Source organism: Kitasatospora brasiliensis (assembly GCF_032654805.1).
In the GTDB taxonomy this organism is placed as follows: Bacteria; Actinomycetota; Actinomycetes; order Streptomycetales; family Streptomycetaceae; genus Kitasatospora; species Kitasatospora brasiliensis.
In genome coordinates this window covers 437,611-455,814 of the sequence record NZ_JAUOOW010000007.1, presented here as the reverse complement: position 1 = coordinate 455,814, position 18,204 = coordinate 437,611, and the positions used below count along the sequence as shown (strand labels likewise).

The following is an 18,204-nucleotide window of genomic DNA, read 5'->3' as shown; positions in this document are numbered from 1 at the left end:
AACGGGCGGCGGCGAGCTTGGCGCAAAATACGTCAACGGTCGTACGCCGCAGGGGAGTCAGGGAATCACAGGTGGCGCAGGAAGACGTCGTACACCTTGTTGGTGTCACCCGGTACCAGGTCGCCGTCGCTGGCGCTGAAGAGCACCGTGTCCCCGGTCGCGTCCACGAACGGGTCGACGGACTCGGCGGTGCTCTGTCCGCCGTCCCGGGTGAGGCTGACCCGCTCGATCCGGCCGGTCCACAGGTCGCGGCGGAACACGTCGTAGGCGTTGTTGGTGTCGTCGGGGACGAGGGTGTCGGTGCCGGAGTCGAAGTAGACCCAGCGGCTGTCGGCCGTCATGACGGCGCCGGAGGAGGACCATATCGCGCTGGTGCCCGGCAGGTCGGTGTTGACCTTGGTGACCTTGCCGGTGGCCAGCTCGTGGACGTACACGTCCAGCCGGATGCCGTGGGGCGGGATGCCGCCGATGAAGACCGGGACGCTGTAGACGGCGTAGCGGCCGTCCGGGCTGATCCGGCCGTAGAGGCTGCCGTCGAGTGCCCCGGTTTCGTTCAGGCTGGCGCCGACGATCGTGCCGGTGGCCGCCTTCCAGACGTAGGTGGGGTAGCGGCGGGGGTGGCTCGTCAGCCCGGGTGCGTCGTCGGCGGGCGCTCCGTCGTCGGCTGCGGGGTCGGCGGTCGGCGCGGGGTCGGTGTCCGGGTCGGCCGGGAGCAGGTTCCGGGCCTTGGAAGTGAAGGCGACGGTGGAGCCGTCCGCACTGATCGACGGTTCGAGCGAGTCCAGGTCGGCGGCTTTGCCGTCCGCGCCGACGGTGACCAGCCGGCTGGTGTGGGTCCAGCGGTCGGTGACGTAGACGTTGTCCCTGCCGCGCTTCACGGGGCCGGTGGCGAGGTCGGTGCGGTTGGAGGTGTAGGCGACGTACCGGCCGTCCCGGCTGATGCTGGGGTTGAGGGCGTCGAAGGTGCTCTGGTCGTCGGTGCTGGGAACGGCGGCGGCGGTGACCAGTTCGGTGTGTCCGGTCCAGCGGTCGCGGACGAAGACGTCGCTCTCGTGGGCGACCTGGCCGGGCACCACGTTGGTGGCGGTGGTGCTGAAAGCGACGTACCGGCTGTCGCCGCTGATCGAGGCCGCGAAGGTGGGGGCGTTCAGCCGGGAGCCGTCGTCGGCGACGCTGACCCGCTCGACGTGCCCGTTGCGCAGGTTCCGTACGTAGACCTCGTCCGCGTTCGGGGTGCCGGCCTCGGGCAGCAGGTTGGTCGCGGTCGAGGTGAACAGTGCGGAGCGGCCGTCCTCGCTCAGTCCGAGCGCGTTCGAACTCCCGTTCAGCTGCTCGCCCTTGGTGGTCTCGCTGACCCGGGCGGTGTCGCCCTTGGGCGGCTTGGCCTCGGCCGTGGGCATCGCGGCGCCGGCCACGGCGGCGGCCACCAGGACGGCGGCCGTACGGGCGAGCCATCGGCGGGCGGGTGCGGTGGTCATGGGTCGTCCTCCCCTTGGTCACCCGGCCGGGCTCCCTCCCGGCGGCGGGCTCTCGCAGAGCCAACCGTCGGGAGGGCCGATGGTCAACAGCCGGGGGTGATCCCGTCGGGAAATACGTCAACAGGCGTATCCCGTACGGGAGTCAGTGGGTCACAGGCGGCGCCGGAAGACGTCCGTGGTGTTGCTGTCGACGACCGGGGCCAGGTTGCCGTCCTCGGCGCTGAACAGCAGTGTGGTGTCCTCGTCGTCGACCTGGGGGAAGAAGGCGGAGGTGGTGCTCTGCGAGCCGTCCTCGGTGAGGGTGACCCGCTCGGTGCGCCCGGTCCTCAGGTCGTGGCGGAAGATGTCGCTCTGCCCGTTGGTGTCGTCGGGGACGAGGTCGGTGACGTCGGAGGTGAAGTACACCCAGCGGTCGTTCAGCGGCATCACCGGGTCGTAGGAGGAGTCGAGGTTGGCGCCGCCGGACGGCGGGCCGCTGACCCTGGTGGTCTTGCCGGTGGCCAACTCCCGGACGTAGACGTCCTGGTGGCGCCCGTGCGAGCCGGGCCGGCCGCCCTCCTCGTAGACCGTGTAGATCGCGTAGCGGCCGGAGGGGCTGACCCGGCCGTCGTTGCCGACGCCGGTGAGCTCGCCGGCCGCGTCGTAGCTGACGCCGGTGATCTTCCCGGTGCGGGCCTCCCAGACGTAGTACGGGTAGGCGCGGATGGCGGCCAGTCGCGGGAGCGCGCCGGTGGGCACCGCGGCCTCGGCCCGGTCCGCGCCGTCGGCGGTGTCGGCGGTGGCAGCGCCGTCGGCGGGCGGGGTCTGGTCGGCCGGGAGCAGGTTGCCGGCCCGGGAGTTGAAGCCGATGACGGTGCCGTCCGCGTTGATCGTCGGGCGGTAGGAGCTGTTGTCGGCCGGGGTGCCGTCGGCGCCGGTGCTGACCACCCGGGTGGTGCGGGTCCAGCGGTCGGTGACGAAGATGTTGAACTTGCCCCGGTGCACGCCGGGGGCGAGGTCGGTGCGGTCGGAGGAGTAGACCACGTAGCGGCCGTCCCGGCTGATCGCGGTGTTGAAGGCGTTGCGGATGCTCTGGTCGTCGCCCGCGCCGGAGGTGCCGTCGCCGGAGGTGACCAGCTCGGTGCGGCCGGTCCAGCGGTCGCGGACGAAGACGTCGCTGGGGTGCTTCACCTGTCCGGGCAGCACATTGCCGGCGTAGGTCGAGAACGCCACGTACCGGCCGTCGCCGCTGATCGCCGCGTCGTTGCTGCCGTTGTCCAGCGCGGAGCCGTCGGTGGCGACGCTGATCCGCTCGGTGTGGCCGTTGCGCAGGTCCCGGACGTAGAGGTCGCCCACGGCGCCGGCGCCGCCGGGCAGCAGATCGGTCGCGGACGAGGAGAACAGCGCGTAGCGGCCGTCGCCGCTCAGCCCGAGCGCGAGCGAGGGGCCGTCCAGGGCCTCGCCCTTGGCGCCCTCGCTGACCCGGGCGGTGTCGCCCTTGGGCGGCCTGGCCTCGGCGGCGGGCATCGCGGCGCCGGCCACGGCGACGGCCACCAGGACGGCCGCGGTACGGGCGAGCCGGCGGCGGGTGCGTGCGGTGGTCATGGATCATCCTCCCCTGATGACGGTGCCGGGCCCTTGACCCCCGCGGCCCGGTGGACACGAGCCAAGCGCCGGGCCGGTCGGGCGGTCAACGACCGGGAGCGATCTCGTCCGGAAACCGCCGTTCCGGCCCGCCCCCTCCACGCCGGCGGGTCCGCCCCGCCGCGCTGGCAGAATTGGTCCGTGATCGACGCACGACGGCTGCGGACCCTGCGGGCCGTGGCGGACCACCGCACCGTGACCGCCGCGGCGGCCGCCCTCTACCTGACCCCCTCCGCGGTCTCCCAGCAGCTGGCCGCCCTGGAACAGGAGACCGGCCACCACCTGCTCGCCCGGGAGGGCCGGGGCGTGCGGCTGACCGCCGCCGGGGAGATCCTGCTCGGCCACGCCGACGTGGTGCTCGCCCAGCTGGAACGGGCCGAGGCCGACCTCGCCGCGTACAGCGCCGGCGTCTCCGGGGAGGTCACCGTCACCTCCTTCGCCACCGCCATCGCCTCCGTGCTCGCCCCCGCCGTCGGGCTGCTCGCCGAGCGCGCGCCCGGGGTGCGGCTCAAGGTGCTGGACGCCGAGGGCGACGCCAGCCTGCCGATGGTCCTGGACGGCCGGGCCGACCTCGCGGTGGCCGTCGAGTACCGGGGCGCCCCGCGCGCCGACGACGCCCGGTTGACCAGGGTGCCGCTGTACGCCGAGCCCTTCGAGGCGGTGCTGCCGCTCGGCCACCGGCTGGCCGCCGAGTCCGGCCCGCTGGCCGTCGCCGCGCTGGCCGACGAGCCCTGGATCGGGCCGTACCCGGGCAACCCCTGCCACGACGTGGTGCTGCTGGCCTGCGAGCACGCCGGGTTCCAGCCCCGGCTGCTGCACTCCTCCGACGACTTCCGGGCCGTGGTCGCGCTCGCCTCGGCGGGCCTCGGGGTGGCGCTGGTGCCGCGCTCGGCACTGGGCGGCGTCGACCTCGGGCAGGTCGCGGTGCGCCCGGTGGACAGTGAGCTCGCCACCCGCCGGGTCTTCGCCGCCGTCCGGGCCGGCGCCGACGGCCACCCGCTGATCCGGCCGGTCCTGGACGCCCTCGCCGAGGCGGCCGCCGCGGGCGCCTGACCGGCGGCCGTGGGCGCCCGACCGGCCGCCGCCCGACCAGCCGTGATGCCCGCCGCATAGGGTGGGGGCGCCCGACGACCGCGCAGCACAGGAGCCTCCATGAGTTCGACAGCCGCCCCCGAGACCCCGCTCCCGGTCGGGGTGATCGGCCTCGGCGACATCGCGCAGAAGGCGTACCTGCCGGTGCTCACCGCGCTGCCCGGACTCGACCTGCGGCTGATGACCCGGGACCGGGCCAAGCTGGACCGGCTCGGCGAGGCCCACCGGATCGCCCCCGAGCACCGCTTCACCGACCTCGGCGCGCTGATCGGCAGCGGCATCCGGGCCGCGTTCGTGCACGCCGCCACCGACCAGCACGTCCCGATCGTCGAGCAGCTGCTCACCGCCGGGGTGGACGTCTATGTCGACAAGCCCCTCGACTACACCCTGGACGGCGCCCGCCGCCTGGTCGACCTCGCCGACCGCACCGGCCGCTCCCTGATGGTCGGCTTCAACCGCCGCCACGCGCCCGGCTACGCCCAGGCCAAGGAGCGCCCGCGCGACCTGATCGTGCTCCAGAAGAACCGCGAGGGCCTGGCCGAGAGCGCCCGCACCCTGGTGTTCGACGACTTCATCCACGTCGTGGACGTGCTGCGCTTCCTGGCCCCCGGCGAGATCGAGCACGTGGACGTCCGCTCCCGCGTCCGGGACGGGCTGGTCGAGCACGTGGTGCTCACCCTCGGCGGCGAGGGCTTCACCGCGCTGGGCATCATGAACCGGGTCTCCGGCTCCACCGAGGAGGTGCTGGAGGTCTCCGGCGGTGACTCCAAGCGCGAGGTGCGCAACCTGGCGGAGGTGATCGACCACCGCGGCCAGCCGACCGTCCGCCGTCGCGGCGACTGGGTGCCGGTGGCCCGTCAGCGCGGCATCGAGCAGTGCGTGCTGGCCTTCCTGGCGGCCGTCCGCGCCGGACAGCGGCTGGACGCCCATGACGCGCTGCGCACCCACGAGCTGTGCGAGCTGGTCGTGGAGCGGATCGAGGCTTCCTGGGAGTCGGCTGGGAGCGGGCTGTGAGGATCCCGGGTTGATCCACCGTCACGTCACCACCGGGGAACCGCGCGTTCACCGGTGAGGTCTTGTCGGGGTGATTTCTACGCGCGTATCTTAGGGGCGCCGCGGGGGGCGGGTGTCCGTTCCCCGCTACTTCCCCTCGCGAGCAGCGCGCGCTGAAGCGCGCCTCCGCCCGGACCGCCGTGCCACACCGTGCCGCACGACGGAGCTAGGAGCCCTGCCCCGGTGACCACCGCCCCCGCACCCCGCCCCCGCCTGCTGCGCGCCGCCCTGATCCCGGCCGCGCTGGCCGCCTCGCTGGTGCTCGTCCCGCTGCCGGCCGCGAACGCCGCCACGGCCGCCACCCCCGCCCCGACCGAGGTCGGCCCGCTGCGCGTCCACGACATCAAGGGCACCACCCGGATATCCCCGCAGGCCGGCAAGCCCGTCACCGGCGTGCCCGGCATCGTCACCGGCGTGCGCGCGTACGGCAGTTCCAAGGGCTTCTGGCTCCAGGACCCGAACCCGGACGCCGACCCGGCCACCGGCGAGGGCATCTTCGTCTTCACCGGCGGCAACCCGACCGTCAAGGTCGGCGACTCGGTGCTGGTGAGCGGCAAGGTCACCACGTACTACCCGAACTTCAACGGCGGCTCGCAGTCCCTCACCGAGATCTCCTCCCCGGCCGTCACCGTCCTGTCGGCCGGCAACCCGCTGCCCGCCCCGGTGGTCGTGGACACCCGCAACATCCCCGGCACCTACGCCCCGCCGGCGGGCCCGGACGGCACCATCTCCTCGGTGACGCTCAACCCGGAGAAGTACACCCTGGACTTCTACGCGTCCCTGGAGGGCATGCTCGTCCAGGTCAAGGACGTCCGGGTGGTGCAGGCGACCGACAAGTACAACGAGCTGTGGGTCGCCGCCGACAAGCAGGACCAGCGCAGCAAGCGCGGCGGGCTGCTGTACGAGTCGTACAAGGAGCCCAACGTGGGCCGCCTGATGATCCAGCAGCAGGCGGCGGTCACCCAGCAGCCGTTCCCGGTGGCCAACGTCGGCGACGAGCTGACCGGCACCACCACCGGCCCGCTGGACTACAACGGCTTCGGCGGCTACACCCTGGTCGCCGGCACCATGGGCACCCTGAAGGACAACCACCTCCAGCGCGAGGTCACCCCCCAGGCGACCGACCGCGAACTCACCATCGCCACCTACAACGTGGAGAACCTGGCCCCGGGCAACCCGGACGCCAAGTTCGCCGAGCTGGCGCAGGCCGTGGTCACCAACCTGCGCTCGCCCGACGTCGTCGCCCTGGAGGAGATCCAGGACAACAACGGCAACAAGAACGACGGCACGGTGGACGCGAGCCAGACCGTCGCCAAGTTCATCGCCGCGATCAAGGCGGCCGGCGGCCCGGCGTACGACTGGCGCTCGGTCGACCCGCAGGACGGCAAGGACGGCGGCGAGCCCGGCGGCAACATCCGCCAGGTCTTCCTGTTCAACCCGCAGCGGGTGTCCTTCACCGACATCCCCGGCGGCGACGCCACCACCGCCGTCGGCGTGACCGGCACCGGCGCGAACACCGCGCTGACCGCCTCGCCCGGCCGGATCGAGCCGAACGACGAGGCCTGGACGAACAGCCGCAAGCCGCTCGTCGGCCAGTTCTCCTTCCGTGGCAAGAAGGTCTTCGTGATCGCCAACCACTTCAACAGCAAGGGTGGCGACCAGGGCATCGACAGCCGCTTCCAGCAGCCGACCCGCGGCTCCGAGGTGCAGCGGATCAAGCAGGCCACCGTCGAGCAGTCCTTCGTCGCCAAGCTGCTGGCGGCCGACAAGGAGGCCAAGGTCGTCTCCCTCGGCGACTTCAACGACTACCAGTTCTCGCCCGCGATCTCCGCGCTCACCAAGGGCGGCGTGCTGCGCGACCTGGTGAACGAGCTGCCGGAGACCGAGCAGTACTCGTACGTCTACCAGGGCAACTCGCAGGTGCTGGACCACATCCTGGTCAGCCCCGAGGTCGGCTACGCCAAGTACGACGTGGTGCACATCAACGCCGAGTTCGCCCAGCAGGCCAGCGACCACGACCCGCAGGTGGTCCGCATCAAGCCGTGACGCCGTGACTGCCGCCTCCGCCGCCGGTTCTCACCGGTGGCGGAGGCGGCCTCGTTCTCAGCCCAGGTACTGGGCCAGGGCCTCCCCGGTGAGCGTGGAGCGGGCCGCCGCCAGCTCGGCCGGGGTGCCCTCGAAGACCACCCGCCCGCCGTCGTGCCCGGCCCCCGGACCGAGGTCGATGATCCAGTCGGCGTGCGCCATCACCGCCGGGTGGTGCTCGATCACGATGACCGACTTGCCGGACTCGACCAGCCGGTCCAGCAGCCCGAGCAGCTGCTCCACGTCGGCCAGGTGCAGGCCGGTGGTCGGCTCGTCCAGGACGTAGACACCGCCCTTGTCCGCCATGTGGGTGGCCAGCTTGAGCCGCTGGCGCTCGCCGCCGGAGAGCGTGGTGAGCGGCTGGCCGAGGCTCAGGTAGCCGAGGCCGACGTCCGCCAGCCGCTCCAGGACGCGGTGCGCGGCCGGGAGCTTCGCCTCGCCCGAGCCGAAGAACTCCAGCGCCTCCGTCACCGGCATCGCCAGCACCTCGGCGATGTCCCGCCCGCCCAGGTGGTACTCCAGCACCGCCGGCTGGTACCGCTTGCCCTCGCAGTCCTCGCAGGTGGTGGCCACCCCGGCCATCATCGCCAGGTCGGTGAAGACCACGCCGGCGCCGTTGCAGGTCGGGCAGGCGCCCTCGGAGTTGGCGCTGAACAGGGCCGGCTTCACGCCGTTGGCCTTGGCGAAGGCCTTGCGGACCGGCTCCAGCAGCCCGGTGTAGGTGGCCGGGTTGCTGCGCCGGGAGCCCTTGATCGAGCCCTGGTCGACGGAGACCACGCCCTCCTCCACGGGGATCGAGCCGTGGATCAGCGAGCTCTTGCCCGAGCCCGCCACCCCGGTCACCACCGTGAGCACCCCGAGCGGGACGTCCACGTCCACGTCCCGCAGGTTGTGGGCGCTCGCGCCGCGGATCTCCAGCACCCCGGTGGGCTTGCGCACGCTCTCCCGCAGGGCCGTACGGTCGGACAGGTGGCGGCCGGTCACCGTACCGCCGGCGCGCAGCCCCTCGACACCGCCCTCGTAGCAGACCGCGCCGCCCGCCGTCCCGGCCCCCGGGCCGAGGTCGACCACATGGTCGGCGATCGCGATGGTCTGCGGCTTGTGCTCCACCACCAGCACCGTGTTGCCCTTGTCTCGCAGGCGCAGCAGCAGCCGGTTCATCCGGTCGATGTCGTGCGGGTGCAGGCCGGTGGTCGGCTCGTCGAAGACGTACGTGGTGTCGGTGAGCGAGGAGCCGAGGTGGCGGATCATCTTGACCCGCTGCGCCTCGCCGCCGGAGAGGGTGCCGGTGGGGCGGTCCAGCGAGAGGTAGCCGAGGCCGATCTCCACGAAGGAGTCCAGGGCCTGCCGGAGCGTGCCCAGCAGCGGCGCCACCGAGGGCTCGTCGAGTTCGCGGACCCAGGTGGCGAGGTCGCTGATCTGCATCGCGCAGGCGTCGGCGATGCTGATCCCCGCGACCTTGGACGAGCGGGCCGCCTCGCTGAGCCGGGTGCCGCCGCAGTCGGGGCAGGCGGTGAAGGTGACGGCCCGCTCCACGAAGGCCCGGATGTGTGGTTGCAGCGCGTCCTTGTCCTTGGAGAGCATGGACTTCTGGATCTTGGGGATCAGGCCCTCGTAGGTGAGGTTGACACCGTTGACCTTGACCTTGGTCGGCTCCCGGTACAGGAAGTCCCGCACCTCCTGCTCGGTGAACTCGCGGATCGGCTTGTCCGGGTCGAGGAAGCCCGAGTTGGCGTAGACGCCGACCGTCCACCAGCTGTCCGTCTTCCAGCCGGGAATGGTGAACGCGCCCTCGGCGATCGACTTGCTCTCGTCGTACAGCTGGGTGAGATCGATGTCCGAGACCCGGCCGCGGCCCTCGCAGCGCGGGCACATGCCGCCGGTGATGCTGAAGCTGCGCCGCTCCTTGACGGTCTTGCCGCCGCGCTCGATGGTGACGGCCCCGGCGCCGCTGATCGAGGGGACGTTGAAGGAGAAGGCCTTGGGGGAGCCGATGTGCGGGGTGCCGAGGCGGCTGAACAGGATGCGCAGCATCGCGTTGGCGTCGGTGGCGGTGCCGACGGTGGAGCGCGGATCGGCGCCCATCCGCTGCTGGTCGACGATGATCGCGGTGGTCAGGCCCTCCAGGACGTCCACCTCGGGGCGGGCCAGGGTGGGCATGAAGCCCTGGACGAAGGCGCTGTAGGTCTCGTTGATCAGCCGCTGGGACTCGGCGGCGATGGTGTCGAAGACCAGCGAGCTCTTGCCCGAGCCGGACACTCCGGTGAACACCGTCAGCCGGCGCTTGGGGATGTCGACGCTGACGTCCTTGAGGTTGTTCTCGCGTGCGCCGTGCACGCGGATCAGGTCGTGGCTGTCGGCGACGTGCGGCTGTGCGTCCGTCCGCTTGGGCATCGTTCTCTTCGCTCCTGGGCTGGGCGGTCTGGGCGGTCTGGGCGGTCCCGACGGTCTCGGGCTTCTGCGGGGTCCATTGTGCTGCTGCCCGGCACCGGGCATGCCCGGTGCCGGTGCGAACTCCGCGGAATCGCCTCAGCTCAGCTCGTTGAAGCGGACCATGTTGCCCGCCGGGTCGCGGAACGCGCAGTCGCGGACGCCGTACGGCTGCCGGGTCGGCTCCTGGACGAGCTCGGCGCCGCCGGACTTCAGCCGGTCGAAGACGCCGTCCAGGTCGCGGGTGCCCAGGACGAGCCGGGCGTAGGTGCCCTTGGCCATCATCTCGGTGATGGTCCGCTGCTCCTCCGGGGTGCGGCCCGGGTCGGCGGAGGCCGGCTCCAGCACCAGGGAGACGTCGGGCTGGCCGGCGGGGCCGACGGTGATCCAGCGCATCGGGCCGCCGCCGACGTCGCTGCGCACCTCGAAGCCGAGCAGGTCGCGGTAGAAGGCGAGGGAGGCCTCGGGGTCGGTGTGCGGGAGGAAGGTCCAGTGAATGGTGATGTCGCTCATGACCGCAACGCTAGGCGTGCCCCCGGGGCGGGCGCTTCTCGAATCCTGATCGGTTCGGACGCCCCGTACGGCCGTGAACGGGGTCCGCGGATCGGGCGGTGGCGGCCTGCTGCTGGTAGACGGCCATGTGGGCGGCGAGCCCGGTCGCCCGGGCGCCACTGAGGGCATCGCGCATCAGGTCCAGGCGCTCCGGGCCCGGCTGCGCCTGTGCGGCGGACACCGCGGACAGGGCGGTGCGGACGGCCTCCCGGAGAGTGGCCCACGTGGCGTTCTGCCGCTGCGGCCAGGCCGACTCGGGAACCCGGAGCATCCGCTCCGCGGATTCGAGGTGGCGCTGCGCTTCACGGGTCGCCGTCTGCCGAGTGCGTCCGCCGTGGAGCGGCGGGTGGGCCGCGACGGTGTTCATGCCGGTTGCCGCGAGCGATGAGGGGCCGCCTGCCGGGCGTCGGCCAGGAAGGAGCGCAGCGGCTCGGCCAGTTCCTCGGCGCGGGAGAAGGTGTGGTACCTGGCGTCCACCAGCGGTGCCAGGTCCTGGAGCAGGGTGGTGCGGATCGGGCAGGAGGAGTGGACGGCGAAGAAGACGGGCAGCCGGGGCCCGGCGTGCACGTTGTAGGCCACCTCGTAGGCGCCGGACTCGCTGAGTTCGGTGCGCACCACCAGCATCGCCCGGGCGCTGTCCAACAGGCCCAGGCGCCAGGCCCGGAACGCGGCGGGTGTGAACGCGAGGCCGGTCTGCTCGGTGAAGGCGTCCCGGAACGTGCCGGCGTGCTGGGCGGAGGGGTAGGGCAGCAGGGTCACCGGGCCGCCCGCCACCCGGGGGTCGGTGGCCAGGTCCACCACGGCCTGCACCACGTCCCGGTCCCCGGGGCCGGAACGGGTCAGCGGCTGGCGGACGAACAGGCGCAGGGGCTCCGTTCCGGGCGCGGCCGGAGTCGTCGCGAGCGGGGGAGGGGAAGAGGCCGTGTGGATACCCACGGTGATCACCTCATGTATGTTTACCATTCCGTAATGTAATCGTAACTCTTGGCTTGCGTGCGGCGTCATTGCGTGTGGGCGGTGCGGTGCGGTCGGTCTACGATGCCGGTAGGGCGGGATGCCAATCAACCACACATGTGTACGGGATCTGCGATGAGTACACACCTGCACCCTTCTCCCGCGCGCCCGGCCCGGCCGCTGCGGATGCACAGCCGCCTGCGGCTCCACGAGCGGGCCTCCCCGCGTCGACCGCACCCCCCGACGGTCCACGGCGTCGCCACCCATCTGGCGGAGGCGGCAGTCGCTCTGCGCGGCGTCGACGAGACCGGCGACCGGGAGCGCGCCGAGATCTGGTGGACCGCGCGGCAGGCCACGGACACCGCGCTCGGCGTGCTCGCCGCGCTGGACGCGGCCCCTGGCCCCCGCCGGCTGGAGTTCCTGCGCGAATCGGTCCGTGCCGCGCGCGGCGCGGTGGAGTCCGGGAAGGCGGCGATCTACGAGAGCATCGGCAAGCGGCCCGGCTGACCCTCGGGGCGTACGCGGCCGACTCGCCCGTTCGGCGCACTCGGCGTGACGGCTCGACCGCGACGGGTGGCATCCGGCGTTACGGTACTTCCCGGCCCGACAGCTGGAGGAGACGCCGATGCCGGACGGGTTCAGTGCGGGCGACACCGCTTTCGTGCTCATCGGTGCCGCGCTGGTGATGTTGATGACCCCCGGGCTGGCCTTCTTCTACGGGGGCATGGTCCAGGTCAAGAGTGCCCTGAACATGCTGGCCATGAGCTTCGTCGCGCTGGCGGTCGTCAGCGTGCTGTGGGTGCTCTACGGCTTCTCGCTCGGCTTCGGACCCGATGTCTTCCACGGTCTGATCGGCGGCCTGGACCACCTGGGGATGCGCGGCATCGGCCTGGACGACCTCAGGGGATCGATCCCGGTCACCGCCTTCGCGGCCTTCCAGCTGATGTTCGCCGTCATCACCCCGGCGCTGATCAGCGGCGCGATCGCGGACCGGGCCAGGTTCTCCGCCTGGGCGCTGTTCGTCGCGCTCTGGGACACGGTGGTCTACTTCCCGGTCGCGCACTGGGTGTTCTTCTCCGACGGCGGGCGCGGCGGCTGGTTGGTCGACCGGATCGGCGTGATCGACTTCGCCGGGGGGACGGCCGTGCACATCAACGCGGGCGTCGCGGGGCTCGCGCTCTGCCTGGTGCTGGGCCGGCGGATCGGTTTCCGCAAGGACCTGATGCGTCCGCACAGCCTGCCGCTGGTGATGCTGGGCTCCGGGCTGCTCTGGTTCGGCTGGTTCGGCTTCAACGCGGGATCGGCGCTGGCCGCGAACGGCGTCGCCGGTATGGCGTTCATGAACACCCAGGTCGCCACCGCCGCCGCGATGCTCGGCTGGCTGGCCTACGAGAAGGTCCGGCGTGGTGTCCCCACCTCGCTGGGCGTGGCGTCGGGGGTGGTGGCCGGGCTGGTCGCGATCACCCCGGCCTGCGGCTCGGTGTCGATGGTCGGCGCCCTCGCGATCGGGCTGGCCGCGGGCGTGGCCTGCGCCGCCGCGGTCTCGCTCAAGTACCGCTGGGGCTTCGACGACTCGCTCGACGTGGTGGGCGTGCACGCGGTCGGCGGGGCGATCGGCTCGCTGCTGATCGGGCTCTTCGCCACCGGGCACGTCGGCCAGAGCGCCAGGGGCCTGTTCTACGGTGGCGGGGTCGGACAGCTGGGCAAGCAGGTGGTCGGGGTCGTGGTGGTCGCCGCCTACTCCTTCACGCTCTCCTGGCTGCTCGGCCAGGCGATCCAGCGGACCGTCGGGTTCCGGGTCGCCCAGGAGGTCGAGGCGGCCGGCGTCGATCAGGCCGAACACGCGGAGACCGCCTACGACTTCACGATGACGGCGGACCGCTGGCCGGTGGCGCCTCCGGAACGCCGGCGGCGGCCGAGGGCGTCGACCGGACGGCTGAGGGCGTCGCTGAGAAGGGTCCGGGGAGCGGGCCGGGGAGGGGACTCGGCCGGGGAGGGAGATGAGCCGGGCCGGGCGTCGGACGAGACCGGTCGGGGGGAGTCCTGACCGGTCCGTACGACCGCCCCGGGGAACGGGACCGTGCCGGTCGCGGCCACCGGGGGCCGGACCGGCACGGTCGTCGTGTGCGCTAGCAGTCGGGGATGACCGTGCCGTTGTTGTCCTTGGCCGTGTCGCTGCCCCAGTGCGACAGGTAGTAGGCGGAGACCCACTGGCCGGCCGGGCCGCCGTCCGCGTCCGTCTTCAACCACCAGTGGTTGTAGCTGCTGCCGTTGGAGACCTCACGGCCCCAGGCCTTGCAGTAGACGTAGTTCGTCCCCTGGTTCAGCGTGCCGGTGGCGTTGGTGGAGGTCGGCGAGGGGTAGACGCTGGCGCTGCTGAAGGTGTCCACCCAGTACTTGCCGGTGGAGCCCGGGGCGCCACCGCCCGCACAGGTGGGGATGACCGTGCCGCTGTTGTCCTTGGCCACGTCGTTGCCCCAGCGGGACAGGTAGTACGCCGACACCCACTGGCCGCCGGGGCCCGAGTCCGGGTCGGTCTTCAACCACCAGTGGTTGTACGCGGTGCCGTTGGAGACCTCACGGCCCCAGGCCTTGCAGTAGACGTAGTTGGTGCCCTGGTACAGGGTGCCGGTGGCGATGGTGGAGGTCGGGGAGCCGTACACCGACACGGTGGCGTTGGTGTCCACCCAGTACTGGCCGCCGTTCGACGGCGGCGGGGTGGTCGGCGGGGTGGTGGAGGTGCCGCCGGGGCCGTACAGCCGGATGGCGCCGTAGTAGTCGCCGTGCGAGGAGAGCGCCGCGACCTGGACGTAGCCGCCGGAGTACGGGGCCTCGGCTATGTAGCCCTGGCCCAGATACATCGCGACGTGGTGGATGGTGGAGGCGGTGTTGCCGAAGTACACCAGGTCACCGGGGAGCAGCGGTGCCGTCCCGTCCGCCCGGTAGTAGCGGGCGACCGCGCGGGAGGTCGGCCACTGGGTCCGGGTGGTGCCGTTGATGACGTCCTGCCCCACCGCCAGGTAGTAGGCGAAGCGGACCATACCGGAGCAGTCCAGGCCGCGGACATTGCAGTCGTTGGGCGCACCGTTGGCGGGGTCGCAGAGGCCGTACGTCGGGCCGGGCTGCGAGCCGTGGCCGCCGCCCCACGAGTACGGGGTGCCGATCAGCCCGCAGGCGGAGCGGACGGCGGCGTTCGCCTGGTCGGCCGCACCGGAGGAGAGCACCCCGCAGGCGGGAGCCGCGTGGGCGGGCTCGGCGCCGGCGAAGAACACCCCGACGGACACCAGCACCGACAGCAGGGCAGCCCACCGCAGCGGGGCCAACAGCCGCCTTGACAAGAGGTTGACGCGCGTAGTCATGGTCGCGCATCTTTCCGGAACCGTTGACTCCGGGTCAATGGATGTGTCGCACATAGCCCGTGTGGCTTCCGCACTTGCCGGTTGGCCCGTCACGGGCAGGGCAACCGGCAACTTCGCGCCGCCCTGTGAGGGGGTTGTGGAACGTCTTGTCGCGTGGGGCGAACCGGGCCCTGAAAACAAGCAAGCATGATTGCTTTTTTCCTCGGGCGGTGCCACGCTGCTGCCCGGCGGCGCTCGGCTGCGGGCGCGCCCAACTCGCCGACAGGGGAGGCGCATTGGTGGACGACGGCGCGGTACTGCGGATCGGCAACGCCTCCGGGTTCTACGGGGACCGCTTCGCCGCGGTGCGGGAGATGCTCACCGGCGGGCCGCTGGACGTGCTCACCGGGGACTACCTGGCCGAGCTGACGATGCTGATCCTCGCCCGGGACCGGCTGAAGGACCGCTCGCTCGGCTACGCCCGGACCTTCCTGCGGCAGATGGAGGAGTGCCTCGGCCTGGCCCGCGAGCGGGACGTGAAGATCGTGGTCAACGCAGGCGGGCTCAACCCCGCCCGGCTCGCCGAGGAGCTGCGCGCCCTGGCCGGGCGGCTCGGCGTCGAGGCGGCCGTCGCCCACGTCGAGGGCGACGACCTGCTGCCCCGGCGCGCCGAGCTGGGGCTGCCCGAAGGGCTGTTGGCGGCCAACGCCTACCTCGGCGGCTTCGGCATCGCCGCCTGCCTGGCCGAGGGCGCGGACGTGGTGGTGACCGGCCGGGTCACCGACGCGGCGCTGGTGGCCGGGCCCGGAATCGCCCGCTTCGGTTGGACGGCCGAGGATTTGGACGCCCTGGCCGGCGCCGTGATGGCCGGGCACGTGCTGGAGTGCGGGGCGCAGGCGACCGGCGGCAACTACGCCTTCTTCCATGAGCACGACGTGACCCGCCCCGGCTTCCCGCTCGCCGAACTGCGGGCCGACGGGTCCAGCGTGATCACCAAGCACCCGGGCACCGGCGGCGCCGTCACCATCGGTACCGTCACCGCCCAACTCCTGTACGAGACCGGTGGATCCCACTACCTGGGCCCGGACGTCACGGCCCGGCTGGACACCGTACGGCTCACCGGGGAGGGCCCGGACCGGGTGCGGATCGACGGGGTGCGGGGCGAGGCCCCGCCGTCCACCCTCAAGGTCGGGCTCAACCGGCTCGGCGGCCACCTCAACGAGGTGGTGTTCGTCCTCACCGGCCTGGACATCGAGGCCAAGGCGGCCCTGGTGCGGCGGCAGTTCGCCGACGCCCTGCCGCCCGAGGCCCGCCCGGCCGAGCTGCGCTGGACCCTCGCCCGGACCGACCACCCGGACGCCGCCACCGAGGAGACCGCCTCCGCGCTGCTGCGACTGGCCGCCCGCGACCCCGACCCGGCCAGGGTGGGGCGCGAACTCGGCAAGGCTGCAGTCGAGTTGGGGCTGGCCGGATACCCGGGATTCCACCTCACCGCGCCGCCCGGTCCGGGCGCGCCGTACGGGGTGTTCGGTGCGGCGTACGTCGACGCCAAGGCGGTCGAGCACATCGCGGTGCTGCCGGACGGCCGCCGGATCGCCGTACCGCCGGCCCCCGTCACCGCCCAACCCGACCTGAGAGAAGCCGAGTTGCCCGAACCGCTGCCCGCCGGGCCCACCCGTCGGGCCCCGCTCGGCCTGGTGGTCGGCGCCCGCAGCGGCGACAAGGGCGGGGACGCCAACCTCGGCCTCTGGGCCCGCTCCGAGGACGGCTGGCGCTGGCTGGCACACACCCTCACCGTCGAGCGGCTGCGCGAACTGCTGCCCGAGGCCGCCGAGTTGACCGTCGGCCGGCATCTGCTGCCGAACCTGCGCGCGGTCAACTTCACCCTCACCGGCCTGCTCGGCGAGGGAGTCGCCGCCCGGCACCGCTTCGACCCGCAGGCCAAGGCCCTGGGGGAGTGGCTGCGCGCGCGCCACCTCGACATCCCGGAGGTCCTGCTGTGACCGTCCTGCCCACCCGTGTCGACCCGGCCGGGCCCGACCACGCCGAGCACCGCGCCGTGATGCTCGCCAAGCTCGCCGAGCTCGACGCCGAGCACGCCAAGGCGCTGGCCGGCGGCGGCCCCACGTACCTGGAACGCCACCGCAAACGCGGCAAGTCGACCGCCCGCGAGCGGATCGAGCTGCTGATCGACCAGGACTCCCCGTTCCTGGAGCTGTCCCCGCTGGCCGCCTGGGGCAGCGACTACCCGGTGGGCGCGGCCCTGGTCACCGGCATCGGGGTGATCGAGGGCGTCGAGTGCGTGATCACCGCCAACGACCCCACCGTGCGCGGCGGCGCCAGCAACCCCTGGACGCTGCGCAAGGCCCTGCGGGCCAACGAGATCGCGCTGGACAACCGCCTCCCCCTGGTCAACCTGGTCGAGTCCGGCGGCGCCGACCTGCCCAGCCAGAAGGAGATCTTCATCCCCGGCGGCGCGCTGTTCCGCGACCTCACCCGGCTCTCCGCCGCCAGGATCCCCACCGTGGCCGTGGTGTTCGGCAACTCGACGGCCGGCGGCGCCTATGTGCCGGGCCTGTCCGACCACACCGTGCTGGTCAAGGAGCGCGCCAAGGTCTTCCTCGGCGGCCCGCCGCTGGTGAAGATGGCCACCGGCGAGGAGGCCGATGACGAGTCGCTCGGCGGCGCCGAGATGCACGCCCGCACCTCCGGCCTGGCCGACCACGTCGCGGCGGACGAGGCGGACGCGCTGCGGATCGCCCGCCGGATCGTCGCCCGGCTCGACCACCGCAAGCCCGGCCCGGACCCGGACCCGCTGGCCGAGCCCCCGAAGTACGCCGAGGAGGAGCTGCTGGGCATCGTCCCCGGCGACCTCAAAGTGCCCTTCGATCCGCGCGAGGTGATCGCCCGGATCGTCGACGGCTCCGACTTCGACGAGTTCAAACCGCTCTACGGCACCAGCCTGGCCACCGGCTGGGCCCGCCTGCACGGCTACCCGGTCGGCGTCCTGGCCAACGCCCAGGGCGTGCTGTTCAGCCAGGAGTCCCAGAAGGCGGCGCAGTTCATCCAGTTGGCGAACCAGCGGAACACCCCGCTGCTGTTCCTGCACAACACCACCGGCTACATGGTCGGCAAGGACTACGAGCAGGGCGGCATCATCAAGCACGGCGCGATGATGATCAACGCCGTCGCCAACTCCACCGTCCCGCACCTGTCGGTGCTGATCGGCGCCTCGTACGGGGCCGGCCACTACGGCATGTGCGGCCGGGCCTACGATCCGCGCTTCCTGTTCTCCTGGCCGAGCGCCAAGTCGGCCGTGATGGGCCCCCAGCAGCTCGCCGGGGTGCTGTCCATCGTCGCCCGCCAGTCCGCCGCGGCGAAGGGGCGGCCGTACGACGAGGACGCGGACGCGGCGATCCGGGCGATGGTCGAGCAGCAGATCGAGGCGGAGTCGCTGCCGGTGTTCCTCTCCGGCCGGCTCTACGACGACGGCGTGATCGACCCGCGCGACACCCGAACGGTGCTCGGCCTGTGCCTGTCCGCGATCCACAACGCGCCGGTCGAGGGCGCGCGCGGCTACGGCGTCTACCGGATGTGAG

General features: G+C 72.4%; 14 protein-coding genes. 7 read left to right on the top strand and 7 right to left on the bottom strand.

Features of this window, described 5'->3' with window-relative positions; genetic code table 11:
- Positions 1-65: 65 nt before the first annotated feature.
- Both QWJ13_RS27885 and QWJ13_RS27880 read right to left on the bottom strand, forming a co-directional pair.
- On the bottom strand, positions 66-1,478 hold the full coding sequence (locus QWJ13_RS27885) for a TolB-like translocation protein (protein WP_316527891.1): 1,413 nt from the start codon (positions 1,476-1,478) through the stop codon (positions 66-68).
- 150 nt (positions 1,479-1,628) lie between these two features.
- Positions 1,629-3,062, bottom strand: a complete 1,434-nt coding sequence (locus tag QWJ13_RS27880; protein WP_316527890.1) for a TolB family protein — start codon at positions 3,060-3,062, stop codon at positions 1,629-1,631.
- Between the two features lie 180 nt (positions 3,063-3,242).
- Between QWJ13_RS27880 and QWJ13_RS27875 the strand changes: the two genes are divergently transcribed.
- The 3 genes from QWJ13_RS27875 to QWJ13_RS27865 all read left to right on the top strand — a co-directional run bounded on the left by QWJ13_RS27875 (position 3,243) and on the right by QWJ13_RS27865 (position 7,292).
- Entirely contained in the window at positions 3,243-4,154 is a 912-nt protein-coding gene (locus QWJ13_RS27875; RefSeq protein ID WP_316527889.1) for a LysR family transcriptional regulator, read from the top strand.
- 99 nt (positions 4,155-4,253) lie between these two features.
- Positions 4,254-5,207, top strand: a complete 954-nt coding sequence (locus QWJ13_RS27870; RefSeq protein WP_316527888.1) for a Gfo/Idh/MocA family protein — start codon at positions 4,254-4,256, stop codon at positions 5,205-5,207.
- 222 nt (positions 5,208-5,429) lie between these two features.
- Positions 5,430-7,292 carry a DUF8508 domain-containing protein gene (locus QWJ13_RS27865; protein WP_316527886.1) on the top strand — a complete coding sequence of 621 codons (1,863 nt, stop codon included), beginning with the start codon at positions 5,430-5,432 and terminating at the stop codon, positions 7,290-7,292.
- Between the two features lie 57 nt (positions 7,293-7,349).
- On the opposite strand, the gene QWJ13_RS27860 is transcribed toward QWJ13_RS27865, so the two are convergent.
- From QWJ13_RS27860 to QWJ13_RS27845, 4 genes are all read right to left on the bottom strand, one after another.
- Positions 7,350-9,725: an ATP-binding cassette domain-containing protein gene (locus tag QWJ13_RS27860; protein WP_316527885.1), complete on the bottom strand. Its 2,376-nt coding sequence runs from the start codon at positions 9,723-9,725 to the stop codon at positions 7,350-7,352.
- Positions 9,726-9,860: 135 nt separating this feature from the next.
- Complete coding sequence (locus tag QWJ13_RS27855; RefSeq protein ID WP_316527884.1) at positions 9,861-10,274, bottom strand: VOC family protein; 414 nt, start codon at positions 10,272-10,274, stop codon at positions 9,861-9,863.
- A 10-nt stretch (positions 10,275-10,284) separates the two neighbouring features.
- The gene (locus tag QWJ13_RS27850; protein ID WP_316527883.1) at positions 10,285-10,584 is read right to left on the bottom strand and encodes a hypothetical protein; all 300 of its coding nucleotides are present in this window, start codon (positions 10,582-10,584) and stop codon (positions 10,285-10,287) included.
- Positions 10,585-10,676: 92 nt separating this feature from the next.
- Entirely contained in the window at positions 10,677-11,249 is a 573-nt protein-coding gene (locus tag QWJ13_RS27845; protein ID WP_316527882.1) for a hypothetical protein, read from the bottom strand.
- A gap of 153 nt (positions 11,250-11,402) precedes the next feature.
- Between QWJ13_RS27845 and QWJ13_RS27840 the strand changes: the two genes are divergently transcribed.
- Entirely contained in the window at positions 11,403-11,774 is a 372-nt protein-coding gene (locus QWJ13_RS27840; RefSeq protein ID WP_316527881.1) for a hypothetical protein, read from the top strand.
- A gap of 118 nt (positions 11,775-11,892) precedes the next feature.
- Positions 11,893-13,314 (top strand): ammonium transporter, encoded by a 1,422-nt coding sequence (locus QWJ13_RS27835; RefSeq protein WP_316527880.1) that lies wholly within the window; start codon positions 11,893-11,895, stop codon positions 13,312-13,314.
- Between the two features lie 82 nt (positions 13,315-13,396).
- Here the strand turns inward: QWJ13_RS27835 and QWJ13_RS27830 are convergent, their stop codons facing one another.
- Positions 13,397-14,626 (bottom strand): C40 family peptidase, encoded by a 1,230-nt coding sequence (locus QWJ13_RS27830; protein ID WP_316527879.1) that lies wholly within the window; start codon positions 14,624-14,626, stop codon positions 13,397-13,399.
- A gap of 278 nt (positions 14,627-14,904) precedes the next feature.
- On the opposite strand from QWJ13_RS27830, the gene QWJ13_RS27825 reads away from it, so the two are divergent.
- Positions 14,905-16,608 carry an acyclic terpene utilization AtuA family protein gene (locus tag QWJ13_RS27825; RefSeq protein WP_316527878.1) on the top strand — a complete coding sequence of 568 codons (1,704 nt, stop codon included), beginning with the start codon at positions 14,905-14,907 and terminating at the stop codon, positions 16,606-16,608.
- Positions 16,605-18,203 carry an acyl-CoA carboxylase subunit beta gene (locus QWJ13_RS27820; RefSeq protein WP_316527877.1) on the top strand — a complete coding sequence of 533 codons (1,599 nt, stop codon included), beginning with the start codon at positions 16,605-16,607 and terminating at the stop codon, positions 18,201-18,203. Before QWJ13_RS27825 ends, QWJ13_RS27820 begins: the two co-directional genes overlap by 4 nt.
- Position 18,204 lies beyond the last annotated feature (1 nt).

What these genes read in the sequence shown, in the direction of transcription:
- QWJ13_RS27880 (WP_316527890.1), bottom strand. Translation starts at nt 3,062, where the DNA reads ATGACCACCGCACGCACCCGCCGCCGGCTCGCCCGTACCGCGGCCGTC.
- QWJ13_RS27870 (WP_316527888.1), top strand. Translation starts at nt 4,254, where the DNA reads ATGAGTTCGACAGCCGCCCCCGAGACCCCGCTCCCGGTCGGGGTGATC.
- QWJ13_RS27840 (WP_316527881.1), top strand. Translation starts at nt 11,403, where the DNA reads ATGAGTACACACCTGCACCCTTCTCCCGCGCGCCCGGCCCGGCCGCTG.
- QWJ13_RS27850 (WP_316527883.1), bottom strand. Translation starts at nt 10,584, where the DNA reads ATGCTCCGGGTTCCCGAGTCGGCCTGGCCGCAGCGGCAGAACGCCACG.
- QWJ13_RS27885 (WP_316527891.1), bottom strand. Translation starts at nt 1,478, where the DNA reads ATGACCACCGCACCCGCCCGCCGATGGCTCGCCCGTACGGCCGCCGTC.
- QWJ13_RS27830 (WP_316527879.1), bottom strand. Translation starts at nt 14,626, where the DNA reads ATGACTACGCGCGTCAACCTCTTGTCAAGGCGGCTGTTGGCCCCGCTG.
- QWJ13_RS27835 (WP_316527880.1), top strand. Translation starts at nt 11,893, where the DNA reads ATGCCGGACGGGTTCAGTGCGGGCGACACCGCTTTCGTGCTCATCGGT.
- QWJ13_RS27855 (WP_316527884.1), bottom strand. Translation starts at nt 10,274, where the DNA reads ATGAGCGACATCACCATTCACTGGACCTTCCTCCCGCACACCGACCCC.
- QWJ13_RS27860 (WP_316527885.1), bottom strand. Translation starts at nt 9,725, where the DNA reads ATGCCCAAGCGGACGGACGCACAGCCGCACGTCGCCGACAGCCACGAC.